This is a genomic window from Erwinia amylovora, assembly GCF_017161565.1.
Taxonomy (GTDB): Bacteria; Pseudomonadota; Gammaproteobacteria; order Enterobacterales; family Enterobacteriaceae; genus Erwinia; species Erwinia amylovora.
On record NZ_CP066796.1, the window covers coordinates 2871050 to 2896528 of the forward strand.

A 25479-nucleotide genomic window follows, 5' to 3' on the forward strand; every position below is an offset into this window, starting at 1 on the left:
ATGCAGCGTTGTTGCGCCGCAACAGGTAAGAATGACCGTCCGATCTGTAAAACGAAGCTGATCCACATGGCTTCTTGTCAGGAGAAGTGGTCCGGAGACTAAGCGGCCACAGGCTGGAGCCGGGGCAACACGCCCCTTTCAGAACTGCTCAGAAGCTGGTTTGGCAGCACCATCAGCAGGAAGCCGAAAGTTTGTTTGCGCACGACCTCGCCACGCTGTCAGCATTGACTAACAGTCACTCCCTCGCGCTGCTTTCAGTGAGCGTTGTCCTGACCATGGACGAGAAACTTGTCAAACGCTTATAACCAACATTACCAGCTGTTCATCCTGAACCTGATATACCAGACGATAACCCGATGATTTCAGCTTTATTTTGCAGCAGTCCGGGTGATCTCTCAGCCTGGCTGATTCCACCTGCAGGTTTACCAGCACTTCCGCCAGTTTCTTTTTGAACTGTTCCCGAACCGTTGCGCCCAGTTTTTTCCACTCTTTTAAGGCCCAGGGATCGAAGAGCAGTTCATAGCTTATCCAGCGTTACCTTTATTCCCTTCTGTAGCGATGCCAGCCTTTCGCGAACCGTTTTCAGCAGCGCGTCTTTTTCATCACTTACCGTCAGCGCTTTCAGCGGTAGGCGCTCATTTTCCGCTATATACTGGAACAACAGCCGGACCGCCTCCGTTGGCGATACATCCAGTTCATCCAGAACTGCACAGGCTTTGCTTTTCAGTTTGTCATCCAGCCGCACGTTTAATGTTGCCCTGATATCTCTGCCGTAATGAGTTAACCGTAATGCATTACAGCATTACACGTCGTTCGTAACTCCTTTTTTACCGACAGTGACCGGGAGGCTTAGCCTTTCTTAGTCTGACTGCCTGACGAACGTGACGAAGGCCGATCGCGGCATGGGCGCAGTGCACTGCCCGATGCGTTTTATCACGCAACACCTTTCACTCCGGCATGACGTCTGGCGCGATGCCTTCTCACGATCCTGTTCCCCCGTGAAAACGGTTTTTCAACGAACCGCCAGCCCGCTAACCACAGGCAACAAACCGGGAGCGAATGACGATGCAGGTCAGAACGGGGAATGTCCAAAACGAGCGCCGCGTTATCGTCGGCTACCGCCCGAAGGGCGGCGAACGCGACGCGCCACAGGTCAGTATTGCGGACAAGTGGCTGGCGGAGGCGGGTATTGCGGTGGGAACTGGCGTTAATCTGACGGTGCCGGACGGCTGTCTGCTGCCGATCCCCGCCAGCCGCGAGGAGAGGCGGCTAAGAGCAATGGAACAGCAGCTTAAGGCGCAGCATGAAGAGCTGGAGCAGGCTAAGCAGCGGATGATCGCCATGCTGGCGTGAAGGGTGGCTGAAGGTAAAGGGCCGGAAGGATCGGGGAGATCGCTTCCGGCTCTAATTTTACTTTTAAATATCCGAGATATCCGTGTTATCAACATATGTACTGCAATTCTGGAAAGTTAAAGCATCGAATAAAAAATAAATATCATGCGATGCACCTGATTGTTGAATGCTAAACCCAGCGTCACATTTTTTTAAATATACCGATGAGTATTCAACATCATTCCAATTTTTTATATTAACAACTTCACCCTTTCCACCCAAAAGATGTATAACTATCACATTATAATCTACGCCCCACTTACCCCACTTGGGCACTTCTTTAGCAGGTCTTTGTTTTGTGTGGATACTCACCCCAAACCTACCGCCTAACTCAAAAGAAAGCTTCCCTATTAGGACATTATCGTCCATTCCGTTAGGGAACAGACTTTTCAAAAAATTATTATAACCAATCACATCAATAAGATTCATACTAATAACTCCACGGAAAATTGTAGTGCCCGTGTGTTTCGGGAAAGTTTCCTGCATCTGGCCTATCAATACTTCTGGTATTAAAATGCGGCTCTGCACCGTGTCCGGGAACAGCTTTTTGATGGCCTAAACTATGCTCTTGAATCAACACAGTTTTATTGTCTTTATTAACAAAATGGTATTCTCTAGTCCTGATTGGTTGATTATTTTTGCCAATCATTATGTTGCCGTTACCATCTCTTAGCTCTGGTCTGACAATCTTTGAAGGCTGCTGGTTATTAGGTATGCCCGCATCACGTTTAGCCTGCCTGAGTGCATCTCTGCGGCTGACACCTTCATAAGTCGTTTTCTTGTTCGGCGAACATTTCGTTAAACCAAGAGGATCCACCCACCCGTACGGATTCGGCGCATACGCATACAGGTTCAGGCCCCCCGCCAGCCCCACAGGGTCCTGGGTCGTAAACCTGCCAACGTCAGGCTCGTAGTACCGGAACAGATTATAGTGCAGTCCCGTTTCACTGTCAGCATACTGCCCGGCGTAGCGCAGCGGCTGGTCGTAAACCGGCCCCGTGCGTTGTGCCGCACCGGCCGTCGTCTGGCCCTGCAGCCTGCCGAAGGTGTCGTACTGTCCCGACCAGCGCAGCCTGCCATCGGCGTCGGTCACCTCCAGCGGCGCGCCGTTGAGGTCGGTGTTCAGCCAGTAAATATCCGCCTGTGGCCCTTCCCCGGCCTGCTCGATGGCCGCCAGCGGCGTCCACGGGCTTTCCGGGTCATAGCTCCAGGTACGCCGTGTGCCGTTGGCGCGCTGCTCCTGCAGCAGCCGGTAGCCCTGCCACAGGAAGCGCGTGGTCTGCGGGGCTTTGCCCGCGAAGGTGACCTCCTTGCGGCTGCGCCGGCCCAGCGCGTCATAATGGTACTGCGCGCTGAACTCGCCCTGAGGACCGGAGCCACGCGCCCGTATCAGGCGGTTGTCGGCGTCGTAAGTGTAATGCTGCTCGTTGAGGCCGTGGCGGCGGCTGACCAGGTTGCCCCAGACGTCGTAGCGGTAGAACAGCCGCTGCCAGTGCGGCAGACGGTTGCTGCTCTGCGGCGGCGGCGGCGGCCGTTCCGGGTCGTCGTGCGGGCTTTGCCCGCCCAGCAGGTTGTCGGCGGCGTCATACACCAGCCGGCTGCCCGTCCTGCCGGACTGCAGCTCGCGGTGCTGCAGCAGGCGGCCTTCGGCGTCGTAGCCGTAGTGCACTTCGCCGCGCAGCGCGTCGCTGACGCCCGCCAGCTCGCCGCGCCCGGTGTAGCGGAACGCCCGCCACAGCATGCCGTCTTCCGGCCGGGTTATCTGGCCGTCACCGAAAGTGCTGCTCTGCCAGCTGCGCCTGCCGGACGCATCGTAGCGGCGCTGCTGGTGCAGCGCGCCCTGGCTGCGCCCGGTTTCACGGTGCAGGCGGTCACGGGTGAATTCGCTCACCGCCTGCCGGTTGAATTTCAGCGCGCCGGCATGGCCGGAGCCGTAGTGCAGCCACTGCAGGCGGTCGCCCTGCGGCAGCGTCAGCGCCTGCAGGTTGCCGAGCGCGTCCCGGCTGTAGACCGGCGCGCCGTTCACGCCGCGCTCGCACAGCAGGTGACCCGCTTTGTCGTACTGCAGCTCAACGCTGTCCGCCTCAATCCCCAGCTCCGCCCCGGCGGCCGTGGGGGTACGCACAAGCCGGGTCAGCCTGCCTGCGGCATCGTAGTGATACTGCCATTCGGCGCTGTCGTTGCCGCGCCACGCCAGGCGGCCCGCCTCGTCAAAGCGGAAGCGGTGCAGGCGGTGCGCGGGCGGCGCAAGGCTGTTCTGCGGGCCGGTTTCCCGGTGTTCGGCAAGCTGGCCGTCCGCGCCGTAGCGATAGAGGTGGTCGGTGTTGTCCGGGCGGCGTTCGGCGGTGATGCGCCCGGCAGCATCGTAGCTGAACTGATACTCGCCGCCGTTGCCGTTCTCCAGCCGCGTCAGCCAGCCGCGCGGGCCGTAGTGGTAGTGGCGCGTGCGGTTGATGCGGTCGGTGACGCTGACCGGCTGGCCCAGCAGGTTGTAGCGCCACTGCGTTTCGCTGCCGGACGGGTCCTGATGGCGCGCCAGCTGCCCGCGTTCGTTCCAGACGAAGTGCTCTTCGCTGCCGTCCGCGTGCTGCAGGGTTTGCAGGCGACCGGCGGTATCCCGGCGGTAGCGGGTCACGTTGCCTTCCGCATCGGTGCGCCCGGTGAGCTGGCCGAAAATGTCATAGTCGTACGCGGTGACGCTGCCGGAACAGTCGGTATAGCGCGTCAGCAGCCCCCGGCCGTCCCACTCAAGCCGCGCCACGCCGCCGAGGGCATCGGTGATGCGCGCCGGTAAGCTTTCTTCCCCGTCCGGGTAGTGGTAAAGCGTGGTGTTTCCCAGCGCGTCGCTCTGTGTAATCAGCCGCCCCCTGTCATCCCATGACTGGCACTCACGGCTGCCGTCGGGATGGGTGACCGAAACCAGACGGTCGCTGTTACGCGCATACTGACAGGTGGTTTTACGCCCTGACGGGTCGGTTTCGCTCAGCAGTCGCCCGTAGCGGTCCCACTCGCTGTGCCGCTGGCCGCCGCCCGGCAGCAGCACGCTGCACAGCTCGCCGCGCGCGTAGATAAACGCCAGCCTGCGGCCGTCAAAGTCGGTGAACTGCGCCACGCTGTCGTCGTCGTCCAGCTGCCAGCACGCCTGCATGCCGTCGTCGCGCACCGCCCGGCGCGTGCCGCCGTTAATGTCGTAGTGCAGCGCCAGCGCTTCCCCGGCGCCGTGCCGCCAGGCGGTGACGCGCGGCAGGCCGTCAATCTCCTGCCAGCGGTATTCGTTCCGCAGCCCGTTGGCATCCTCGTGGCTGGCCATCAGCCCGTCATGCCAGGTGAAGCGGCGCGTGACCTCGCCGGCGCGGTTGCGCACGCTGGCGAGCTGCCCGTCGTCGTCATACCCGTAGCTGACCAGCGTGTGCTCCCCGTCCGCGGTATGCAGCAGCACCGCGCTCAGGCGGCAATGCCCGCCGGCGGTCGTCAGGTAGCGGCAGCTCAGGCGCTGGCCGGCGCTGTCCACCAGTTCGCCCGGCCGCCCCTGCTCGTCGTAAAACAGCGAGGTGGCGTTGCCGCCGGCGTCGGTCACCATGCTCAGGCGGGCGGGATACTGCGCGTCCAGCGGCGGATAGTGCCAGGCCTGTTCACTGACGTCGAACAGCTGCCAGCTGTCGTCGGCGTTGTGCATCAGCCAGCACTTTTCGGCTTCACACCAGGTTTTATGGCCGCGCGGCACCATCGGGAACGAAACCAGGTCGCCGGACGGCGCGCGCCACACCAGCCCGTCGGCGTAAGGCTGGAGGGTACTTTCCCAGAACAGGCTCCAGCCGCGCCCCAGCACGCTTTCCGCCGGGTTGCCGCTGCGCCAGTAGCGCTGCCATTCAACCGGCAGGCGCGACGGCAGCACAAAGTCCAGCTCGTCGTCGCCGGAGAGAAACTTCTGCCCGCTGATGATATCCACCGGGCGGGCGATGATGCCCGCCGCCGCGCTGGCGGTCATCAGCACGCCGAAGCGGCAGGCCACCTGGCCAAGCCTGTTGATGCCGGGCAGCCTGCTCAGCAGTTCAGCCAGTTTGCCCGCCTTGCCGGCCGCGCCGCCCGCGCCGCCAAGCAGCCCGGCAAACAGCAGCGTCAGGTCCGAGGCCTTATAGGCCCGGTCCGGCACTTCGGGTTTTATCGTCAGCGTGGTGGCGGTGCCGCCGCCGATGCGCACGCTGGGCGAGCCTGCCATCACCGTGGCACCGCAGTTGGTTTTGTCGCCGACGCGCGCGGCGGGCTGGCCGTTGATAAACACCCGGGCGGAGCCCTGCGCCATCTGCATCGTCGGCCCGTCCCGGTCACAGCCCGCCTGGCTGACGGTGGCGATGGCCGCCGGTTTGCCGTTGATAAACACGTTCGGTGAGCCGGTCAGTATCTGGCCGGAAGCGGACCGTCTGTCCGCCCCGGCAGCGGCCATGCCGTCGCGCGCCGCGGTGGCCGCCTCCCCGGTGAGATAGCCCACCGCCAGGCTGGCGCCCATCAGCAAGACGCCAACGCCAAGACAGGAGGCGGCCAGCCCGGCGACAAACAGCGCCCCGGCGGCCACGGCGCCGGCGGCGGCAATCAGCCCGCCGACTATGGTGCCGCCCGTCATCCCGGCCAGCGCGGAGGAATGGCCGATGGCGTCGCCGACGCGTGCGGCTTCACTCATGATAAGTTCCCATTATGGCTGATGGCCGGTAGCCACAGGCTGGCGGTAGCTTGCCAGCACCTGTTGTAGCAGGGCTTCATCCTGCGGCGACAGCCTGCGCGTCTGCGCCAGGGTGAACACCAGCACGCGCCCTCCGGCCAGCGCAAACACCGCCTGGTGCTGCCAGATGCGCTGGCCGTCGCGCAGATAGCTGGCAGACACGCTCTCGCCGGGCTGCTGCGCCTCGCCGAGTTGCGCCGCCGCGCGCGCTTTCAGCACCCAGCCTTTCAGGCTGGCGGACAGGGTATCAAGCTGGCGGGTGATGTAGCCGGCCACGGTTTCACCGGGCTGTAGCGTATCGCGCGAGATATTGAGCGAGGGATACGCATCGTCAGGGGCCAGCAGCAGGTTAACGGTGCGGTCGCTGTAGCCTTCCGGCAACGTCACGCTGCCTTCCGCGAAGGTACAACGGGAAAAATCAGGCATTAACGGGGTCCTTTTAATTAACCGGGCTTAAGCATCGCATAAGAAGGGCGCAAAGAAAATCCATCGTCCGGTATTGAGCAAAAATACGCTTACAAAACAAATGAGAAAGCCGGTTTCCCGGCTTTTTGTCATGCTCAATAGCGGTTGTTACTGGCCAAACATATCTTTGATCCAGCCAGCGACCCCGTTAGCGTCTTTCTGCTGGTTCTGCTGCTGCGGTTGCTGATCCTGCTGTTGCAACATATGTTGCTGCTGCTGAACCTGCTGCTGTTGCTGCTGGCAGAGCGCACTGGCATCGGTAGTCCACACCGGCAGGCGGCGCCAGCTGCTGCTGGCGCTGTCGCAGACGAAATTACCGGCAGAATCGACGTTCATCGGCGCAATATCTTCCGGCGGATTCAGCAGCAACGGCAGCGGCGCCTGGTTTTCCAGATAGCGGCGATAAAGCTGCATCGCCCCGGTTCCGCCATACAGTTTGGTCGGCTGGTTATTGTCGCGGCCAATCCAGGTAATGGTTACCTCTTTGCCGTCAATACCGGCGAACCAGCTGTCCACCAGGTTGTTGGTGGTACCTGTTTTCCCCGCCAGGGTAGCTTTAGGGTATTTCGCCCCCAGCGCACGCGCCGTACCGTGGTCAACCACCTGCTGCATGCTGTACAGCGTCAGATACGCGGCCTGGGCCGGCACCGCGCGTTCCGACTGCGGGAAGCTTTGATACAGCACGCTGCCATCTTCGGCTATCACCGATCGCAGTGCCGACAGCGGCGCACGGCTGCCGCCGCTGGCAATGGTTTGAAACGCCTGCGCCACCTCAACCGGCGTCAGGTTCAGCGCCCCCAGCAGCATCGCCGGAACCGGCTGTAGCTGATCTTTCGGCGCACCCAGACGGGTCCAGGTATCCACCACCTGCGGCAGCCCCAGCGTCATTCCGAGGTTGACCGTTGGCACGTTCATCGAGTTGGTCAGGGCATCCACCAGCATCACCTGGCCGCTGAAACGGCGGTCGTCATTCTGTGGTTTCCACACCTGACCATTCGGCTGTTTCAACTCCAGCGGATTATCGGCAATCCAGGTGTTCAGGCGATAAACGTCCGGCTGGCTCAGGGCGGTGAGATAGGTGGCCGGTTTCGCCAGTGAACCGATTGAACGCCGCGCCTGAAGCGCGCGGTTATAACCGGCAAACTGCGGATCGGCACCGCCTACCATCGCGCGCACTTCACCGCTGAAGCGATCGACGACCACCATTGCGGTTTCCAGGTCGTTCAGGCCACGCTGTTTACGCAGCGCCGGGATGCCCTCTTCCACCGACTTTTCGGCGGCATCCTGCGATACCGGATCGAGCGTGGTGAAGATTTTCACCCCGGACAGATCCTTCACTTTGTCGCCAAGGCTGGCCTGCAGCCCGTTACGCACCATCTGCATAAAGGCCGGCTGCGGGCTGATTACCCCACCTTTCGGCTGCACGCCAAGCGGACGCGCACTTAGCATCGCGTACAGCTCTTCGTCGATCACCTTCTGCTGTTGCAGCAGGCGCAGCACCAGATTACGGCGTTCCAGCGCCAGCTTTGGGTTACGCCACGGGTTATAGAGCGATGCCCCTTTCACCATGCCCACCAGCAGCGCCTGCTGGTCAAGGCTCAGTTCATCCACCGGACGACCAAAGTAATACAGGCTGGCCAGCGGGAAGCCACGGATCTGGTCGCTGCCCGCCTGGCCGAGATACACCTCGTTCAGGTAAAGTTCAAGGATGCGATCTTTGCCGTAGCGCGCATCCATGATCAGCGCCATATAGGCTTCATTGGCCTTACGCCACAATGAGCGTTCGTTGGTCAGGAACAGGTTTTTCACCAGCTGCTGGGTCAGGGTACTTCCCCCCTGCACGGCCCGTCCGGCGGTGATATTGGCCAGGAAGGCACGGCCAATGGAATAGAAACTGATACCGTCGTGCTGATAGAAGTGACGGTCTTCGGTCGCCACCAGCGTGTCCACCAGCAGGTCCGGGAACCCGGCACGCGGCACAAACAGGCGCTGTTCGCCGTTTGGCGACTGCAACATGGTGATCAGACGCGGATCGAGGCGGAAAAAGCCAAAATCACGTCCGCTTTCGAGGTTTTTGATTTCGCTCAGGCGGTCGTTGCTGAAACTGAGACGCGCGCGAATTTGCCCCTCTTTGCTGTCGGGGAAATCAAACGGACGGCGGATCATCTCAATGCTGTTGGCCTGTACGGTAAACTCACCGGGCCGCGTCATGCGCGTTACCTGGCGGTACTGCGTCCCCTCCAGTAGCGCGATCAACTCTTTTTTGTTGTATGACATGCCGGGTTCAAGGCTGACCATACGGCCATAGACCGTGGCCGGCAGCTGCCAGACTTTACCATCGATACGGCTGCGGATCTGGCCGTCAAGCCAGAAGCCATAGGCAGCCATCGCCACAACGAAAATCAGAAAAAGCTTAATAAATAAGCCCGACCAGCTTCTTTTTTTACGCACCGGGCGTCCTTTTGCTTTACGTGGCACCGGAGTTATCTCCTCGTCATCCAGGTCATCATCCCGATCGTCATAATCATCGTATTGCTGTTCCCTGCGGCGACCTCGCCCCGCTTTGTTGCGCGGCGGCTTCGGCTGCTTTCCTTTGCGCCCGATAGGTTCACGATCGTCAGACATGTGTTTCATTTCTCCAGGGCTGGCGTCGGCCAGGCCGACTACTCTCTTCTCACAACGGCCTCTGCGGAAGCAGAACCGTCTGAATCATCCGGTCACGGCACGCAATCCGTCAGCCAGACAGAAAAATTACGGCGCGGAAAACTTTTTCACCCGCCGTGTGGGTAAGGTATTGGCCGGGTCATCAGGCCACAAGTGCTTAGGATAGCGCCCTTTCATCTCTTTCTGTACGTCGCGCCAGGCACCGGCCCAGAACCCGGCCAGATCGCGCGTTATCTGCAACGGTCGCTGCGCCGGGGACAACAGCTCCAGCACCAGCGCCACGCGCCCCTGTGCGATGCAGGGGTTTTGCGCCTCACCGTACATCTCCTGCAGGCGCACCGCCAGCGCCGGAGGCTTATCCTGATGATAGCGGATCGGCAAGCGGCTTCCGGTCGGCACAGTGTAATGAGTTGGCAGCGCACTATCCAGCTGCTGACGCTGGGCCCACGTTAGTAAGGGTAATAACGCGCTGGCCATATCGACCTGGCGCAGCTCTTTTGCATCACGCACCCCGGCCAAAACCGGCAGCAGCCAATGCTCAAGCGAAGCCAGCAGTGCGTTATCGTCGGCGGCTGGCCAGTCGCCCTCCGGTAACCACTGCGCCGCACACAGCAGCCGTAGCCGCAGCTGTTCGGCCTGCGGCGTCCAGTTAAGCACCGATAACCCTTTTTGTCGTACCCGGCGCAGTATCGCCGCGTGCAGCTGGTCTTCGCCAGGTTTCGCCAGCGGCTGCGACGTCAATACCAGCTGCCCAATCTGTTCACGCCGCCAGGCGCGCAAAGTCCCTTTTTCCTCATCCCATTCCACCTCGGTTTGCTGCTGAACCAGCGAAGGGCACTGACGGATCAGCCGGTCGATATCCAGCGGCAGCGCTTGCAAAATGCGCGCATCCGGCTGGGCATTACCCTGTAACAGCGCGGGCGCAATCAGCCATTCATAACGTGTCAGGCCGTCTTCGCGGTCCAGCGCGGCACCGCTGCCGTTTGCCAACTGATAGCGCCCTTCTGCACCGCGCCGCCGGGCGATGCGGTCAGGAAAGGCGGCGGCCAACAGCATGGCCAGCCGATCTTCATCCATGTTGCCGCCGCTGATATTCAGGCGCTGCTGGAGCTGGCGCGTGCGCCGCTGCCACTGCGGTAATCTGCGCTGGAAAGCGTCACGCAGATCGACCAATCCGCGCGGTGGCTCCTCCAGCATCGCCACCAGCTGTGCCGCCGTGGCGACCGCATCCGCATTATCCCCGGCGGCAATCAATAAGGTGGCATAGCGCGGTTCGCTGCCCAATGCCGCCATTTTGCGCCCGCTGGCCGTCAGCCTGCCATTGCCGTCGGTTGCTCCCAGCTGCAACAGCAGCCGTTGCGCCGCGGCAATGGCAGCTGGCGGCGGCGCATCCAGCCAGTTGAGCTGGCTGACATCGTGGCAGCCCCATTGCAACAGATCCAGCCACAGGGCGGAGAGATCGCTGTTGAGGATTTCAGGCGGAGCGTGCGCCGCCGCGCGCTCCGCCTGCTCCTGTGCCAGAAGATGCAGGCAAATACCCGGCTCCAGTCGCCCGGCACGCCCGGCGCGCTGGGTCATAGAGGCCTGGCTAACGCGCTGGGTTTGCAGGCGGGTAAGTCCGCTGCGCACGTCGAACTGCGCGCTGCGCTCCAGCGCACTGTCTACCACCAGGCGAATGCCTTCAATGGTCAGGCTGGTTTCAGCAATGTTGGTCGCCAGCACCACTTTACGCCGCCCGGCCGGGGAAGGAAGGATCGCCCGGCGCTGTTCTGCCAGCGACAGCGCGCCGTACAGCGGGCAGAGATCGACATCGCTGGCGACCAGCCCGGCAAGCCGGGCCTGCACGCGCTGAATTTCGGCTACGCCGGGCAGAAACAGCAGCAGCGATCCCGGCTCTTCGCGCAGCAGCTGGCTGGTCTGACGGGCCACCGCCTCGTCAAAGGGCAGACTGGCGTTCAACGGTTGATAACGGCGTTCCACCGGCCAGCTGCGCCCGGCCGAGGCGATCAGTGGGGCAGCGGGCAACCATGCGCTTAAGCGTGCATTGTCCAGCGTCGCCGACATAATCAGCACGCGCAGATCGTCACGCAGCGCGGCCTGTACGTCGAGCAGCAGGCTCAGCGCCAGGTCGCCCTGCAGGCTGCGCTCGTGGAATTCATCAAGGATCACCAGTGAGACATCGTTCAGCATCGGGTCCTGCTGCAACATCCGCGTCAGTATCCCTTCCGTCACCACCTCCAGCCGGGTATTGGCTCCGCTACGGCTTTCACCACGCATGCGGTAGCCGACGGTAGCCCCCGGTTCTTCCCCCAGCTGTTCCGCCAGCCGCTGGGCGACGTTGCGCGCCGCCAGCCTGCGCGGCTCCAGCAGCAGAATGCGCCCGTTCAACCCGCCCAGCTGCAGGATTTGCAATGGCAGCCAGGTCGATTTACCCGCCCCGGTCGGGGCCGCCAGCAGGACCTGGGGGGAAGATTGCAGCGCCGTTAATATCTCGGGTAATACGGCACTGACCGGTAATGAACTCACGTTTTGGCTCCATAACGACATGGTCTAAATCTGCTGCGCATTGTAGCATTGACGCGTTTGAAATACCGGAGGAGCGAATGGGTGAGGTAAAAAGGCTGTTTTTTGCTCTTGAACTGCCGGACAGCTGTAAACAGAGCATAATCCGCTGGCGGGCAGAAACCTTCCCGGCGGAGGCCGGACGCCCGCTGGCGGCCGACGCGCTGAATTTAACGTTGGCATTCCTTGGCGAAGTCAGTGATGAGAAAGCACGGGCGCTGATGCAGCTGGCCGCGCGCATTCAGCAGCCCGCTTTTTCCCTGACGCTGGACGATGCCGGGCACTGGCCGCGATCAGGCGTGGTATGGCTGGGGCCGCGCCAGGCTCCGCGCGGGCTGCTCCAGCTGGCGCAGTTATTACGCTCACAGGCGGCGCGCAGCGGCTGTGCGCAAACTGCGCAGCCGTTTCATCCCCATGTCACCTTGTTGCGTCATGCTACCCAGCCGCTGGCGCTGCCGGCGCGTAACTTCAACTGGTCGCTGACCGTAAAGCGTTTTGTCCTGTTTCAGTCGCAGTTTACCGCCGGGCGCAGCCGCTATAAGGAAGTTGCCGCATGGTCACTATTATAAGGAAGTCTTATGGATTTTAGCCCCGCTCTGCGTCCGGCGCGGCTGGTACAACGCTACAAACGCTTTCTGGCAGACGTGGTAACCCCCGAAGGAGAAACGCTAACCATTCATTGCGCCAACACCGGGGCGATGACCGGATGCGCCACGCCGGGCGATACCGTCTGGTACTCTACTTCGGCCAGCCTGACGCGCAAATATCCGCACAGCTGGGAGCTGACCGAGACGCAAGATGGCCACTGGATTTGCGTCAATACCCTGCGCGCCAACGGATTGCTCCGTGAGGCGCTGAATGCCGGGCAGATAGCGGAGCTGACCGGTTACCCAACGCTGCTGCCTGAAGTGAAATACGGCAGCGAAAACAGCCGTATTGACTTTCTGCTACAGGCAGACAGTCGCCGCAACTGCTATATTGAAGTCAAATCGGTAACGCTGTTGCAGCAGGGCCATGGCTACTTTCCGGATGCGGTCACCGTGCGCGGACAAAAGCATTTGCGCGAACTCAGTCAAATCGCCCGGTCAGGCCAGCGTGCGGTGCTGTTTTTCGCCGTGCTGCATTCGGGGATTAATGACGTTTCCCCGGCGCATCACATTGATGCACATTACGCCGAATTGCTGGAACAGGCGCAGCGTAACGGTGTCGAAGTTCTGTGCTACAAGGCGCAGTTATCCCCGCTGGGGCTTAAGCTGCGAGACCCCCTGAAAGGGGAGTTGTAATATGCAGCGCAATTTGCTTTTATACGGCGCTTCTGACTTTGCCGCTTACCGACGGCATACCACTAAATGGTGTAGCAGTGGTTTGCAGGTGGACAGCGAGCCGCCAGATACGCTTTTCCTCACATGCCTGTCAAGGCATGTTCAGGAATAATTGCTAACCTTGCCCGCTTCTGTTATTTATAGCGGCCTGTTTTTTCCCCTAGTGGGATCGATACCCGAGTATTCCGGCGTGCAGGAAAGGGCTTATGCTCCTGCCCCTGAATAATGAAGGGTGTGTAGTGCGTGTTATCCAGGAGACACAACATGCAAGAAGGGCAAAACCGTAAAACATCGTCACTGAGTATTCTCGCCATCGCTGGGGTGGAGCCGTATCAAGAGAAGCCTGGCGAAGAGTATATGAATGCGGCCCAGCTGGAGCACTTTAAGAAAATTCTTGAAGCTTGGCGCAATCAACTTCGGGACGAAGTCGATCGCACGGTGACTCACATGCAAGACGAAGCGGCAAACTTCCCGGATCCGGTCGATCGTGCCGCTCAGGAAGAAGAGTTCAGTCTTGAACTGCGTAACCGCGATCGCGAGCGCAAACTGATTAAGAAGATTGAAAAAACCTTGAAAAAGGTTGAAGACGATGATTTCGGCTACTGTGAATCCTGTGGCGTTGAAATCGGCATCCGTCGTCTTGAAGCGCGTCCTACCGCCGATCTGTGCATCGACTGTAAAACGCTGGCGGAAATCCGCGAAAAACAGATGGCCGGCTAACGGCCTGTAGATTGTGCAGTGAAGCAGGAAACGGTTTCCGCTTGCGCTTCACTGCCAATCTCCTGTTACGATGTCAGCATCCTGTGTCGGGCGTTTTGCTCCCTCCCCTTCCGGCGACCTGCATTTCGGCTCCCTGATTGCTGCTTTAGGCAGTTATCTTCAGGCGCGCGCGCAGCACGGCGTCTGGCGAGTGCGTATCGAAGATATTGACCCGCCGCGTGAAGTGCCCGGTGCGGCAGCGCGTATTCTGCAACAGCTTGAAGATCACGGCCTTGAATGGGACGGCGAAGTGCTGTGGCAGTCGCAGCGTCATGAGGCTTACCGCGCAGCGCTTGACCATCTTCACCAGCAGGGACTGAGCTATCACTGTACCTGCACCCGCCGCCGCATTCAGCAGTGTGGCGGGCTGTACGACAATCGCTGTCGGGAGCTGCACCGTGGCCCTGAGCAGGCAGCCACGCGTCTGAAGGTAGATAATCCTGTACTGGCTTTTCACGATCTGCTGCGCGGCAGCATCCAGGCTAACCCGAACCTGGCGCGGGAGGATTTCATTATTCACCGGCGCGACGGGCTGTTTGCCTATAATCTGGCGGTCGTGGTGGACGACCATTTTCAGGGCATCACCGAGGTGGTGCGTGGCGCGGATTTGATTGAGCCTACGGTGCGGCAAATCGTGCTTTATCAACAGTTTGGCTGGCCTGCCCCGCGCCATTTACATCTGCCGCTGGTGCTAAACCCCGATGGTAATAAGCTGTCCAAACAGAATCATGCACCGCCATTGCCGGCGGGCGACCCGCGTCCGTCCCTGGTGCAGGCTCTGCGTTTTCTTGGCCAGACGGTGAACGATGACTGGCGGGATATCACGGTCGCCACGCTGTTAAAACTGGCAATAAGCGGCTGGAAGCAGGCTAATATTCCCAGAAGCGACGCGATGCTGACGCATACAACGACTTCGGCATTCTCAAATGGTTCACTCTGAGCTATGATTAGCCGCTATTTTTATCGATTAGAATTATTTGTCACTATCGAGGTGTCCCATTTTTACCCGAGTTGCTAATTTTTGCCGGAAAGTCCTTAGTCGCGAAGAAGTGGCACCCGCCGAGACCGCGGCAGTGCGTCAAATGGCGACCATCCCACGCGAGGCTCATAATATCTCGCGCAAGGACATCAGTGAAAATGCCCTCAAGGTGCTGTATCGCCTGAATAAAGCCGGATATGAAGCCTATCTGGTTGGCGGCGGCGTGCGCGATTTGCTGCTGGGTAAAAAGCCGAAAGACTTCGACGTGACCACCAATGCCACGCCGGATCAGATGCGTAAGCTGTTTCGCAACTGTCGTCTGGTCGGTCGCCGTTTCCGCCTTGCCCACGTCATGTTCGGCCCGGAAATTATCGAGGTCGCCACCTTCCGGGGCCACCACGAAGCTGAACAGCAGGTGGTTGAAGATCGTAACAGCTCGCATCGTGACCAGAATGGCATGCTGCTACGCGACAATATTTTCGGCTCGATTGAAGATGACGCCCAGCGCCGCGATCTGACCATTAACAGCCTCTATTATAGCGTTGCCGATTTCACGGTGCGTGATTATGTCGGTGGTTTAAGCGATTTGCAGCAGGGCATCATCCGCATGATTGGTGACCCGGAAACCCGCTATCGCGAAGATCCGGTGCGCATGCTACGCGTGGTGCGCTTTGCTGCCAAACTGGACATGAGTATCGCAGCCGGGACCGGTGAACCCATCCCGCGTCTGGCCACCCTGCTGCACGATATTCCTCCGGCACGTCTGTTTGAAGAGACGCTGAAGCTGCTACAGGCCGGTTATGGTCACAGTACTTACCTTAAGCTGCTTGAATACCAGCTTTTCCAGCCGCTGTTCCCGATTATCACCCGCTACTTCACCGAACAGGGTGACAGTAATATGGAACGGATGATCCTGCTGGTACTGAAAAACACTGATACGCGCATCCATAATCAGATGCGCGTGAATCCGGCGTTCCTGTTTGCCGCAATGTTCTGGTATCCGCAGCTGGAGATGGCGCAGAAATTTGCGCAAGAGAGCGGCCTCGTCTATTACGACGCATTTGCGCTGGCGATGAACGAGGTGCTGGATGAAGCCTGCCGCTCACTGGCGATCCCCAAACGTATTACCACGCTGGTGCGCGATATTTGGCAGCTGCAGCTGCGCCTGTCACGCCGCCACGGTAAACGCGCGTGGAAGCTGATGGAACATCCTAAGTTCCGCGCCGCCTTCGATCTGCTGGCGCTGCGCGCCGAAGTGGAAAATAACCATGAGTTGCAGCGTCTCACCACCTGGTGGAGCGAGTTTCAGGTCTCGGCACCGCCGCAGCAGAAGACGATGCTCAACACGCTTGGTGATGATCCTGTACCGCGCCGCCGCACCCGCCGTCCGCGCAAGCGCGTGCCCGGCAGCCCACGCCGCGACAGTAGCAGCAATCGCCAGTGATCAACCGCGTTTATCTGGCGTTGGGCAGTAATCTGGCCGACCCGTTGCTTCAGGTGCAATGCGCGCTTGATGCGCTGGTAGCCATACCTGATTGCCAGCTGGTTGCCACCTCTTCCCTGTACCGCACGCCACCCTATGGCCCGCCGGATCAACCCGATTTTCTCAATGCGGCAGTGGCGCTCGATACCGGGCTTGACGCTGAAGCGCTACTCAACCATACCCAGCGCATTGAGCTGGAGCAGGGGCGCGTACGCAAGGCGCATCGCTGGGGCCCGCGCACGCTTGACCTCGACATCATGCTGTTCGGTGAGCAGACGCTAAACACCCCTCGCCTGACGGTGCCGCATTACGATATGCATCGTCGCGCGTTTATGCTGCTGCCGCTGCTGGAGATTGCTCCCGCGCTTTGCCTGCCGGACGGCAGAGCGCTGGCTGATATGCTGGCTAACCTTGACTGTAGCAGCATCCGCCCCTGGTAAGCCCGTTTGCCATCTCCTGTGCGCCCTCCATCCATTGCTTTAAGATAGCCAAACAGAAAATTTCGAGTGAGGATATGATGAAACCAACCACCGTTTCGACGTTACGCCAGTGGAAGCAGCAGGGGCATAAATTCGCCACCATCACCGCTTATGATTTCAGCTTCGCCCGCCTGTTTGCCGATGAAGGCATTCAGGTGCTGCTGGTCGGCGATTCGCTGGGCATGGTGGTACAGGGCCAGGAGTCGACGCTGCCGGTGTCCGTAGCCGATATTGTCTATCATACCCAGGCCGTGCGCCGGGGCAGCCCGGGCGCGCTGCTGCTTGCCGATCTGCCGTTTATGAGCTTCGCCACGCCGGAGCAAACCTTTGACAGCGCGGCGCAGCTGATGCGCGCCGGGGCGAATATGGTCAAGCTGGAAGGCGGAACATGGCTGGCCGAAACGGTGAGACAGCTCACCGAGCGTGCCGTTCCGGTCTGCGGCCATCTTGGCCTGACGCCGCAGTCGGTGAATATTTTTGGTGGCTATAAAGTGCAGGGGCGGAACGCGGAAGCAGCTGACCAACTGCTGGAAGATGCGCTGGCGCTGGAAGCAGCAGGCATGCAGCTGCTGGTTCTGGAGTGCGTACCGGCGGCGCTGGCGAAGCGCGTGACTGAAGCGCTTACCGTGCCGGTTATCGGCATTGGGGCCGGTAATGCCACCGACGGTCAAATCCTGGTGATGCACGATGCGTTTGGCATTACCGGCGGCCATATTCCTAAATTCGCCAAAAACTTCCTTGCCGAGACCGGAGACATTCGTGCCGCCGTGCGTCAGTACGTGGCAGAAGTCGAAGCCGGTAGCTATCCGGCCGAACAACACAGCTTTCAGTAACCAAGGAGCAACAGCGTGCTGATGATTGAAACCCTGCCGGTGCTACGCCGTGAAGTGCGGCGCTGGCGTCAGGATGGCAAACGTATTGCGCTGGTTCCCACTATGGGCAACCTGCACGAAGGGCATCTGACGCTGGTCGATGAAGCGCGTGAACGTGCGGATATCGTTATCGTGTCGATTTTTGTTAATCCGATGCAGTTCGAACGCGCAGACGATCTGGCCCGGTATCCGCGCACCCTGCAGGAAGACTGCGAAAAGCTGAATCGTCATGGCGTTGACCTGGTGTTCTCCCCGGCTCCTGCTGATATCTACCCTCAGGGACTGGACGACCACACCTTCGTTGATGTACCCGGCCTTTCCACCTTGTTGGAAGGGGCCAGCCGTCCCGGTCATTTCCGTGGCGTATCCACCATCGTCAGCAAGCTGTTTAATCTGGTGCAGCCGGATCTCGCCTGCTTTGGTGAAAAGGATTATCAGCAGCTGGCGCTGATCCGCAAAATGGTGGCGGATATGGGCTACGATATTGATATTATCGGCGTGCCCACCGTACGCGCCAAAGATGGCCTGGCGCTCAGTTCGCGTAACGGTTATCTGACGGCGGACGAGCGTAAAATCGCCCCTGAACTGAGTAAAGTGATGCAGCAAATCGCCGCACGGCTCGGTCAGGGGGAACGCCATGTTGCAGAGCTGATCGCCAGTGGCGAAAACGCGCTGGCTGAAAAAGGCCTGCGGGCCGATGGCCTGGCGATAGTCGATGCCGATACGCTGCTGCCACTGAACGTCGACAGCCAGCGAGCAGTGATCCTGATGGCAGCATGGCTGGGTAAAGCGCGTCTGATTGATAACCAGCAGGTTGATCTCACGCAGTAGACAGTAGCGCCTGTGCGAGCAATACTGACCTCCGTTTTTAAATTGATTGCAGAGTAATGACTTATGAATCGTACTATGTTGCAGGGTAAACTCCACCGGGTGAAAGTTACCCAGGCGGAGCTGAATTACGAAGGTTCCTGCGCCATCGACCAGGATTTTCTCGACGCTTCCGGCATTCTGCAATATGAAGCTATCGACATCTATAACGTTAATAACGGCCAGCGTTTCTCTACCTACGCTATCGCCGCCGAACGCGGTTCAAAAATCATCTCGGTTAACGGGGCGGCAGCGCGCTGTGCCTGTGAAGGTGACCTGTTGATTATCTGTTCTTACGTACAGATGTCCGATGAGCAGGCACATCAATGGCAGCCTAAAGTGGCCTATTTCGAAGGTGACAACCAGATGAAACGCGTAGCAAAAGCGGTGCCGGTTCAGGTCGCCTAGTTTCACGCGGCGGGTTGGCTGCCAGCCAGGGGCCGAACGGTGATGCCGTCCGGCCCCTGTTATATCATCAGGTACGCAGCCCGCGTCCGCGCTGGATAAAAAACCATACCAGCACATAAAACACCAGAACAAAGGCCAGCAGAACGCCGAGGGTCAACGCCAGCGGCACATCGTTTATTCCAAGAAATCCGTAACGGAAGCCGCTGATCATGTAGACGACCGGGTTGAGCTTCGACACCATCTGCCATACCGGTGGCAGCAGCGTCAGCGAGTAAAACACGCCGCCAAGATAGGTTAGCGGCGTCAACACGAAGGTCGGGATCAGGCTGATATCATCAAACGTGCGGGCAAACACCGCGTTCAGCAGGCCGGCCAGCGAGAACAATATTGCCGTCAGCAGCAGCGTGACCGCCACCATCAGCCAGGAATGGACGTGGAACGGCACAAAGAACAGCGAGATGGCCGTCACCAGTATGCCAACGCAGATCCCGCGCGCCACGCCGCCGCCAACATAGCCGGCAATGATCACATGGGTCGGTACTGGAGCCACCAGCAGTTCCTCAATATTGCGCTGGAATTTGGCGCTGAAGAATGAGGAGGCGACGTTGGCAAAAGCGTTGGTGATCACCGCCATCATAATCAGGCCCGGCACGATAAACTGCATATAGCTGAAGCCGTGCATTTCACCGATACGTGAACCGATCAGATTGCCAAAGATAATGAAATAGAGCGTCATGGTAATAACCGGCGGCACCAGCGTCTGGATCCAGATACGTGCAAAACGGTCAACCTCTTTACACCAGATACTTTTCAGGGCCACCCAGTACAAATGCGTCATGATTTATCTCCACTACGACCGTTTACCAGGTCAACGAACAGCTCCTCAAGACGGTTTGCCTTGTTGCGCATACTTAAAACCTGCACGCCCTGGTGGCTAAGCTGGCTGAATACGCTGTTCAGCCCCTGCTCGCGCAGCACGTCGACTTCCAGCGTTGAGGTGTCAGTCAGCCGATACTGGAAGCCTTCCAGCTTAGGCAGCGGGCTTTTCACCGCCAGATCGAAAATGAACGTTTCCGATTTTTGTTTAGCCAGCAGCCTTTTCATCGAGGTGTTTTCCACTAATTCGCCGTGCTGGATGATACCGATATTGCGGCACAGCATTTCAGCTTCTTCCAGATAGTGCGTCGTCAAGATGATGGTGGTTCCCTGCGCGTTAAGCTGTTGCAGGAAGCTCCACATTGAGCGGCGCAGCTCAATGTCCACCCCGGCGGTCGGTTCATCAAGGATCAGCAGTTTCGGTTCATGCATCAGGGCGCGAGCAATCATCAACCGGCGTTTCATACCGCCCGACAGCATCCGCGAGCGCTCGTTGCGTTTGCCCCACAGATCCAGCTGCGTCAGATATTTTTCTGCCCGCTGCAGCGCAACCGTCTTTTCCACGCCGTACAGGCCAGCCTGGCTGACGACGATCTGCAGTACAGTCTCAAACTGGTTGAAGTTGAACTCCTGCGGCACCAGCCCCAGCTGGCGCTTGGCATTGACCGTGTCCTTTTGCAGGTCATAGCCGAACACCCGCACTGTGCCAGCGGTTTTATTTACCAGTGAACTGATAATGCCAATGGTAGTCGATTTACCCGCGCCGTTAGGACCAAGCAACGCATAGAAGTCACCGGCCTCCACCGCGAGATCGATGCCCCTTAGCGCCTGAACCCCGCCCTGATAGGTTTTGGTCAGCTTTTCAAGTTCCAGTGCATAAGTCATAAGTTAAAAATTGCCCTGTTGTGTGTATATTCGCGACATTTCAAGCGGCTTTTGCCTTAGCAGCAGTGATTTGTCTCAATTACTGACTGTAGTCAGTTTATTGGGATTCAGCACCTGCCACTTTTGCGCCGCTTTAATTATTTCGGCTATAGCTTTCTTGTTAATCGTTTTCAATTACGCTGCGCTGGCCTATATTATTGCCACGCATTTTGAGCTATTGGTCGACATCCTAATGACAGACATCAGTACCCTTATCAGCAACAATCGTCAGTGGTCCAGGCTGCTCAAAGAGGAAGATCCCGGTTTTTTCGAACGCCTGTCTCTGGCGCAAAAACCCCGTTTTCTCTGGATTGGCTGTTCAGACAGCCGCGTACCCGCCGAGCGGCTGACCGGGCTGGAGCCGGGCGAATTATTTGTTCACCGCAACGTGGCCAATCTGGTGGTTCACACTGATTTAAACTGCCTTTCGGTAGTGCAATACGCGGTCGAAGTTCTGGAGGTGGAGCACATCATTATCTGCGGTCACTACGGCTGCGGCGGCGTTCAGGCCGCGGTGGAAAACCCGGAACTGGGCCTGATTGACAACTGGCTGCTGCATATCCGCGATCTCTGCTACAAGCACAGCGCGCTATTAGGCGAGCTGCCGCCAGAGAAGCGCGTGGATAAGCTTTGTGAAATTAATGTGATCGAGCAAGTCTACAACCTGGGCCACTCCACCATTATGCAGTCTGCGTGGAAGCGCGGTCAGAACGTCAACATTCATGGCTGGGTGTACGGCATTCAGGATGGCTATCTGCGCGACCTGGAAGTGACGGCCACCAACCGCGAAATACTGGAACAGCGTTACCGCCACGGTATTGCCAATCTGCTTAACGATCCCGATCTCAACCCGTAAGACCGCCGGTTACCCGCGCCTTTACAACCGCCGCAGATGATATAACAGGCCGGAACCTCCGGCCTTGGTTGATTGTGCTGTCGCACATGCTTGCGGGAATTATTCGTCCAGCAACACCACTTTGCCGACGTACGGCAAATGACGATAGCGCTGGGCGTAATCAATCCCGTATCCGACCACGAATTCGTCAGGGATGGCAAAGCCTACATACTCCACCGGCACAGACACTTCGCGCCTTGACGGTTTATCCAGCAGGGTACAAATCGCCATTGATTTTGGTTCGCGCAGGCTAAGGATCTCACGCACTTTGCTCAGCGTATTACCTGAATCAATTATATCCTCAACGATCAGCACATCCTTACCGCGAATATCTTCATCTAAATCTTTGAGGATTTTCACATCGCGGTTGCTGGTGGTGCCATTGCCGTAGCTTGACGCAGTCATAAAATCGACTTCGTGAGAAACATCAATGGCGCGGCAAAGATCCGCCATAAACATAAATGAGCCGCGTAGCAGGCCAACCAGCACCATTTCACTGCCGCTGTTGCGGTAATGTTCGCTGATTTGCTTGCCCAGCTCGGTAATACGGGAGGCGATCTCAGCTTCGGAGATCATAACTTCAACAGTGTGTTTCATAAGTAGCGGTTTGCCGATTGCTCAAGGAAAGCGAGAAAGTTTATCACATTTAGCAGCCATTACCCTCATCGTTGCGCAACGCGGCGGCCCCCCTGACCACCACAGCCATACAGACTGCCACATGCAAATACAGCCATATTTAATATCGCGTACTGATGTAACCTTAGCGCAATTATTCATTTATTGCCCTGTCTGGCCGCATGTTAACTTAGCACCCATAATGATACAACACGCCGTTATGGCAGGAGATCTGATGCCTTCTTCACATTCTAAAAAAACCCATATTGGCCAGCGCGAGCTTCAGCCTGAAACCCAGATGCTGAACTACGGTTATGACCCGGCGTTATCCGAAGGCGCGGTAAAACCGCCGGTCTTTCTGACTTCAACCTTTATCTTCAACAGTGCCGAAGAGGGGCGCGATTTCTTTGACTATGTTTCCGGACGCCGTGAACCACCTGCGGGAGAGGGCAACGGGCTGGTTTATTCGCGCTTTAATCATCCCAACAGCGAAATCGTTGAGGACCGACTGGCCATCTATGAACGCAGTGAAAGCGCGGCGCTGTTCTCATCCGGCATGTCTGCCATCGCTACTACGTTACTGACTTTCGTCCGGCCCGGTGACGCCATCCTGCATTCGCAGCCGTTGTACGGTGGCAGCGAGACATTGCTCAGTAAAACCTTCGGCAATCTCGGCGTTGCCGCCATCGGCTTTGCTGACGGAATCGATGAAGCATTGGTGCAGGCTGCGGCAGATAAAGCGCTGGCGCAAGGGCGCGTATCGGCGATCCTGATTGAGTCTCCGGCCAATCCGACCAACAGCCTGGTGGATATCGCCTTAATCAAGCGTGTGGCCGATCGGATTGAACAGCAGCAGCAGCACCGCCCGGTGATCGCCTGCGATAATACCCTGCTCGGCCCGGTATTCTCCCGCCCGCTGGAACACGGTGCGGATATCTCGCTTTACTCGCTGACAAAATATGTGGGCGGTCACTCCGATCTGATTGCCGGAGCGGCGATGGGCAATCGGGCGTTGATCCGCCAGGTAAAGGCACTGCGCAGCGCCATCGGTACCCAGCTTGATGCGCATTCAAGCTGGATGATTGGCCGCTCGCTGGAAACCCTGGCACTGCGCATGGATCGCGCTAACGACAACGCTGCTGCGGTGGCAGAATTTTTGCGCAGCCATTCTCTGGTCGAGCAAATCCATTATCTGCCGTTCATTGATCCGCACTCTGCGGCCGGTAAAGTCTATAGCGACCAGTGCAGCGGTGCCGGATCGACGTTCTCTTTTGATATTCGCGGCGGTCAGGATGCGGCATTCCGCTTTCTCAACGGCCTGCAGCTGTTTAAGCTGGCCGTCAGCCTGGGTGGCACCGAGTCCCTTGCCAGCCATCCCGCCAGCACTACCCATTCGGGAGTAGATCTGGCCGTGCGGGAACGAATGGGTATTAAAGCCTCTACCCTTCGTTTGTCGATTGGCATTGAGAATAAAGATGATTTAATCGAGGATCTGCGGCTGTCGCTGGATAGGTAAAGGCGATGGGCAAACGCGTTGTCGCCTGGCGCTACCAGCACCCGGAAAGTGCAGCAGGCATGAATACCCACCAGCTAACCAAGACTCAGTAACGCCTGGCGGATAGCCATATCCGCCAGGTTGCACGCCAATCGCAAGCCAATCCCTGAAGGAATTAACATATAATGCATAGTTTGCCAGACAGACTTTCTTCGACGTTCAACATGCACTTCTGCCGGGCGACAAGCTGCATCGTTCACTTGCGGGTAAGTTGATGAGTTCATATTACTGCTTAACCCTGTTATACCAGACGATGCTCAATTGCGCTTATTTTGTGCGCTGATCGCTTATTGAGACACTGATAACCTCTTTCCGGAAAGACTATTCCTTCGTGGGCTTAACAAGAATTTGAGATCTCTGTAAAATGGCCTGCCAAGCAGAAAGAAATGAGAAATATTCTTGCAGCCTACTTTAGACAGGGCTGATAATTTATGAGCACTGACCGTTTTTTGACAAATGTTTAGCTGCATACTAATTTCATCTTCTTTACCGCCTCTGAAAAGTTCGAGAATAATATTCATCTCCCTGTTCGTCAGGCCGCGTTTCTTTGCAAAAGCAGGACACCACCTGGCAGAATTTTTTTTGATTTTACTGGCAGATAATTCTGAGAAAAATGATAAAGTTAACTTTCTGTCAACTTTGCATAACCCAGGATAAAGCATGTCTGTAATGACCTCCTGGAAGATATTTGAGGTCAGCATAACCACATCTTCAGGTTTTTTATTTTTTATCATTTTTTCATAAAAAGAAGTTTCATTGCTTGATTTGAAAAAAGCCCAGGAGAGCATATCTATAACTATCAGTGCGTCGGCACTCACGCTTTCATTCATGAACCTGTCAAACCCCAGAGCTGTGATAGCCAAATTCCTCAGACTTGCAGACTTAATGCCTAAATAAAAATAGCGATCGTCCGTCACTAAAACAACCTTTTTTCGCGAAGACAATCCTTGAGCATAAATATCCATAATTCCCTCTTAGATAACGATTTGTATCATTCCTTTACGGCCCCTATCAAAACCTAAAAACAGATCATTTTCAATACCATAGATCCTCCTCAATCAGCCTTCACAAGTTGATTGAATCATTCAAATCCAGATTTATGTTAATGTCACCTCCTGATTTACTGGAAAGGATATCTGTAAATGTTCGGAATTTTATCAATATTTATACTCTTTTTGATAAGCGTATTGAGTTTAACTTTGCATTTCATTCAATACAAAAAACGTCAATTGCACTGCATGCGGAACCATTATCGAAGAAAAAGGAGAGAAAAAAAGTGGCTAACTCAAAATGAAAGTTCTGAAAATTATTGAGTAAAAAAATTTCAAATAGCTTAAAAACAGGTTCAACAGCCAAATTATGAGCATAAAAAAAATATAAGATCTTTCTTTTTTTATTGTAAAAAAACCGTGAAAAACCCCCACTTAATACTCTCAAATTAAGAACTTTAACCGGGGGTTTTTCTTATTTTACATTTAGCTGATTTAATTGCAGTGAAACAACCGTCTTAATCATATCTGCATACAACGGCGGTAAGACCGCACTGCACAGGTAAGGTCAGGCGCACCGGTGAAGCCGCTGGCGCCAGCGGAGATGTGCCACGGATAACCTGTTTTCTGCCTGTCAGCGTAATGTCCACAGCATG

The 25479-nt window shown here is 57.4% G+C and carries 25 protein-coding genes; 13 read left to right on the forward strand and 12 right to left on the reverse strand.

Annotated elements, in window-relative coordinates; all coding sequences use genetic code 11:
- Positions 1-86: 86 nt before the first annotated feature.
- Positions 87-305 carry a hypothetical protein gene (locus tag JGC47_RS13180; RefSeq protein ID WP_004159522.1) on the forward strand — a complete coding sequence of 73 codons (219 nt, stop codon included), beginning with the start codon at positions 87-89 and terminating at the stop codon, positions 303-305.
- Here JGC47_RS13180 and JGC47_RS13185 read toward each other — a convergent pair.
- Positions 292-528, reverse strand: a complete 237-nt coding sequence (locus JGC47_RS13185; protein WP_013035888.1) for a type II toxin-antitoxin system RelE family toxin — start codon at positions 526-528, stop codon at positions 292-294. The two genes, JGC47_RS13180 and JGC47_RS13185, sit on opposite strands and share 14 nt — an antisense overlap.
- Positions 518-745, reverse strand: a complete 228-nt coding sequence (locus JGC47_RS13190; protein ID WP_004159527.1) for a type II toxin-antitoxin system RelB/DinJ family antitoxin — start codon at positions 743-745, stop codon at positions 518-520. Before JGC47_RS13190 ends, JGC47_RS13185 begins: the two co-directional genes overlap by 11 nt.
- A gap of 320 nt (positions 746-1065) precedes the next feature.
- Here JGC47_RS13190 and JGC47_RS13195 point away from each other — a divergent pair, with 320 nt between their 5' ends.
- Positions 1066-1353, forward strand: coding sequence for a SymE family type I addiction module toxin (locus JGC47_RS13195; protein WP_004159528.1), 288 nt, complete (start codon positions 1066-1068; stop codon positions 1351-1353).
- 63 nt (positions 1354-1416) lie between these two features.
- On the opposite strand, the gene JGC47_RS13200 is transcribed toward JGC47_RS13195, so the two are convergent.
- The 5 genes from JGC47_RS13200 to hrpB all read right to left on the reverse strand — a co-directional run bounded on the left by JGC47_RS13200 (position 1417) and on the right by hrpB (position 11764).
- Positions 1417-1821, reverse strand: a complete 405-nt coding sequence (locus JGC47_RS13200) for a hypothetical protein (RefSeq protein WP_013035886.1) — start codon at positions 1819-1821, stop codon at positions 1417-1419.
- 1 nt (position 1822) lies between these two features.
- Entirely contained in the window at positions 1823-6070 is a 4248-nt protein-coding gene (locus JGC47_RS13205) for an RHS repeat-associated core domain-containing protein (RefSeq protein ID WP_004159529.1), read from the reverse strand.
- A gap of 12 nt (positions 6071-6082) precedes the next feature.
- Complete coding sequence (locus tag JGC47_RS13210) at positions 6083-6535, reverse strand: DcrB-related protein (protein ID WP_206215640.1); 453 nt, start codon at positions 6533-6535, stop codon at positions 6083-6085.
- Positions 6536-6682: 147 nt separating this feature from the next.
- Positions 6683-9199: a bifunctional glycosyl transferase/transpeptidase gene (gene mrcB, locus JGC47_RS13215; protein WP_004159532.1), complete on the reverse strand. Its 2517-nt coding sequence runs from the start codon at positions 9197-9199 to the stop codon at positions 6683-6685.
- A gap of 126 nt (positions 9200-9325) precedes the next feature.
- Positions 9326-11764 carry an ATP-dependent helicase HrpB gene (gene hrpB, locus JGC47_RS13220; RefSeq protein ID WP_004159533.1) on the reverse strand — a complete coding sequence of 813 codons (2439 nt, stop codon included), beginning with the start codon at positions 11762-11764 and terminating at the stop codon, positions 9326-9328.
- A 77-nt stretch (positions 11765-11841) separates the two neighbouring features.
- Between hrpB and thpR the strand changes: the two genes are divergently transcribed.
- From thpR to panD, 9 genes are all read left to right on the forward strand, one after another.
- Entirely contained in the window at positions 11842-12369 is a 528-nt protein-coding gene (gene thpR / locus JGC47_RS13225; protein ID WP_004159534.1) for an RNA 2',3'-cyclic phosphodiesterase, read from the forward strand.
- A gap of 9 nt (positions 12370-12378) precedes the next feature.
- Positions 12379-13083, forward strand: a complete 705-nt coding sequence (gene sfsA / locus JGC47_RS13230; protein WP_004159535.1) for a DNA/RNA nuclease SfsA — start codon at positions 12379-12381, stop codon at positions 13081-13083.
- Between the two features lie 303 nt (positions 13084-13386).
- The gene (dksA, locus tag JGC47_RS13235) at positions 13387-13842 is read left to right on the forward strand and encodes an RNA polymerase-binding protein DksA (RefSeq protein WP_004159538.1); all 456 of its coding nucleotides are present in this window, start codon (positions 13387-13389) and stop codon (positions 13840-13842) included.
- 70 nt (positions 13843-13912) lie between these two features.
- The gene (gene gluQRS, locus JGC47_RS13240) at positions 13913-14821 is read left to right on the forward strand and encodes a tRNA glutamyl-Q(34) synthetase GluQRS (protein ID WP_004159540.1); all 909 of its coding nucleotides are present in this window, start codon (positions 13913-13915) and stop codon (positions 14819-14821) included.
- Positions 14822-14879: 58 nt separating this feature from the next.
- On the forward strand, positions 14880-16304 hold the full coding sequence (gene pcnB, locus JGC47_RS13245; RefSeq protein WP_205217198.1) for a polynucleotide adenylyltransferase PcnB: 1425 nt from the start codon (positions 14880-14882) through the stop codon (positions 16302-16304).
- Positions 16304-16783, forward strand: coding sequence for a 2-amino-4-hydroxy-6-hydroxymethyldihydropteridine diphosphokinase (gene folK / locus JGC47_RS13250; protein ID WP_033477717.1), 480 nt, complete (start codon positions 16304-16306; stop codon positions 16781-16783). The genes pcnB and folK overlap by 1 nt, the downstream gene beginning before the upstream one ends.
- A 77-nt stretch (positions 16784-16860) precedes the next feature.
- Positions 16861-17655, forward strand: coding sequence for a 3-methyl-2-oxobutanoate hydroxymethyltransferase (gene panB / locus JGC47_RS13255; protein WP_004159544.1), 795 nt, complete (start codon positions 16861-16863; stop codon positions 17653-17655).
- Positions 17656-17670: 15 nt separating this feature from the next.
- Positions 17671-18525 carry a pantoate--beta-alanine ligase gene (gene panC, locus JGC47_RS13260; RefSeq protein ID WP_004159545.1) on the forward strand — a complete coding sequence of 285 codons (855 nt, stop codon included), beginning with the start codon at positions 17671-17673 and terminating at the stop codon, positions 18523-18525.
- Between the two features lie 63 nt (positions 18526-18588).
- Complete coding sequence (gene panD, locus JGC47_RS13265; RefSeq protein WP_004159549.1) at positions 18589-18969, forward strand: aspartate 1-decarboxylase; 381 nt, start codon at positions 18589-18591, stop codon at positions 18967-18969.
- 67 nt (positions 18970-19036) lie between these two features.
- Here panD and JGC47_RS13270 read toward each other — a convergent pair whose 3' ends face one another.
- The gene (locus JGC47_RS13270) at positions 19037-19807 is read right to left on the reverse strand and encodes an ABC transporter permease (RefSeq protein WP_004159553.1); all 771 of its coding nucleotides are present in this window, start codon (positions 19805-19807) and stop codon (positions 19037-19039) included.
- Positions 19804-20730, reverse strand: a complete 927-nt coding sequence (locus JGC47_RS13275) for an ABC transporter ATP-binding protein (RefSeq protein WP_004159555.1) — start codon at positions 20728-20730, stop codon at positions 19804-19806. The genes JGC47_RS13270 and JGC47_RS13275 overlap by 4 nt, the downstream gene beginning before the upstream one ends.
- 232 nt (positions 20731-20962) lie before the next feature.
- On the opposite strand from JGC47_RS13275, the gene can reads away from it, so the two are divergent.
- Positions 20963-21625: a carbonate dehydratase gene (can, locus tag JGC47_RS13280; RefSeq protein WP_013035883.1), complete on the forward strand. Its 663-nt coding sequence runs from the start codon at positions 20963-20965 to the stop codon at positions 21623-21625.
- Positions 21626-21724: 99 nt separating this feature from the next.
- On the opposite strand, the gene hpt is transcribed toward can, so the two are convergent.
- Complete coding sequence (gene hpt / locus JGC47_RS13285) at positions 21725-22261, reverse strand: hypoxanthine phosphoribosyltransferase (protein WP_004159558.1); 537 nt, start codon at positions 22259-22261, stop codon at positions 21725-21727.
- A 253-nt stretch (positions 22262-22514) separates the two neighbouring features.
- Here hpt and JGC47_RS13290 point away from each other — a divergent pair, with 253 nt between their 5' ends.
- Positions 22515-23795, forward strand: a complete 1281-nt coding sequence (locus JGC47_RS13290) for a cystathionine gamma-synthase family protein (RefSeq protein ID WP_004159559.1) — start codon at positions 22515-22517, stop codon at positions 23793-23795.
- Between the two features lie 74 nt (positions 23796-23869).
- On the opposite strand, the gene JGC47_RS13295 is transcribed toward JGC47_RS13290, so the two are convergent.
- On the reverse strand, positions 23870-24058 hold the full coding sequence (locus JGC47_RS13295) for a hypothetical protein (protein ID WP_013035882.1): 189 nt from the start codon (positions 24056-24058) through the stop codon (positions 23870-23872).
- Between the two features lie 63 nt (positions 24059-24121).
- Complete coding sequence (locus tag JGC47_RS13300; RefSeq protein ID WP_004159562.1) at positions 24122-24799, reverse strand: helix-turn-helix domain-containing protein; 678 nt, start codon at positions 24797-24799, stop codon at positions 24122-24124.
- Positions 24800-25479 lie beyond the last annotated feature (680 nt).

Excerpts from the sequence above, each read along its gene's own strand:
- JGC47_RS13195 (WP_004159528.1), top strand. The coding sequence starts at position 1,066 with ATGCAGGTCAGAACGGGGAATGTCCAAAACGAGCGCCGCGTTATCGTC.
- JGC47_RS13200 (WP_013035886.1), bottom strand. The coding sequence starts at position 1,821 with ATGAATCTTATTGATGTGATTGGTTATAATAATTTTTTGAAAAGTCTG.
- JGC47_RS13205 (WP_004159529.1), bottom strand. The coding sequence starts at position 6,070 with ATGAGTGAAGCCGCACGCGTCGGCGACGCCATCGGCCATTCCTCCGCG.
- JGC47_RS13210 (WP_206215640.1), bottom strand. The coding sequence starts at position 6,535 with ATGCCTGATTTTTCCCGTTGTACCTTCGCGGAAGGCAGCGTGACGTTG.
- mrcB (WP_004159532.1), bottom strand. The coding sequence starts at position 9,199 with ATGTCTGACGATCGTGAACCTATCGGGCGCAAAGGAAAGCAGCCGAAG.
- thpR (WP_004159534.1), top strand. The coding sequence starts at position 11,842 with ATGGGTGAGGTAAAAAGGCTGTTTTTTGCTCTTGAACTGCCGGACAGC.
- sfsA (WP_004159535.1), top strand. The coding sequence starts at position 12,379 with ATGGATTTTAGCCCCGCTCTGCGTCCGGCGCGGCTGGTACAACGCTAC.
- dksA (WP_004159538.1), top strand. The coding sequence starts at position 13,387 with ATGCAAGAAGGGCAAAACCGTAAAACATCGTCACTGAGTATTCTCGCC.
- gluQRS (WP_004159540.1), top strand. The coding sequence starts at position 13,913 with ATGTCAGCATCCTGTGTCGGGCGTTTTGCTCCCTCCCCTTCCGGCGAC.
- panB (WP_004159544.1), top strand. The coding sequence starts at position 16,861 with ATGAAACCAACCACCGTTTCGACGTTACGCCAGTGGAAGCAGCAGGGG.
- panD (WP_004159549.1), top strand. The coding sequence starts at position 18,589 with ATGAATCGTACTATGTTGCAGGGTAAACTCCACCGGGTGAAAGTTACC.
- JGC47_RS13270 (WP_004159553.1), bottom strand. The coding sequence starts at position 19,807 with ATGACGCATTTGTACTGGGTGGCCCTGAAAAGTATCTGGTGTAAAGAG.
- JGC47_RS13275 (WP_004159555.1), bottom strand. The coding sequence starts at position 20,730 with ATGACTTATGCACTGGAACTTGAAAAGCTGACCAAAACCTATCAGGGC.
- can (WP_013035883.1), top strand. The coding sequence starts at position 20,963 with ATGACAGACATCAGTACCCTTATCAGCAACAATCGTCAGTGGTCCAGG.
- hpt (WP_004159558.1), bottom strand. The coding sequence starts at position 22,261 with ATGAAACACACTGTTGAAGTTATGATCTCCGAAGCTGAGATCGCCTCC.
- JGC47_RS13290 (WP_004159559.1), top strand. The coding sequence starts at position 22,515 with ATGCCTTCTTCACATTCTAAAAAAACCCATATTGGCCAGCGCGAGCTT.
- JGC47_RS13295 (WP_013035882.1), bottom strand. The coding sequence starts at position 24,058 with ATGAACTCATCAACTTACCCGCAAGTGAACGATGCAGCTTGTCGCCCG.
- JGC47_RS13300 (WP_004159562.1), bottom strand. The coding sequence starts at position 24,799 with ATGGATATTTATGCTCAAGGATTGTCTTCGCGAAAAAAGGTTGTTTTA.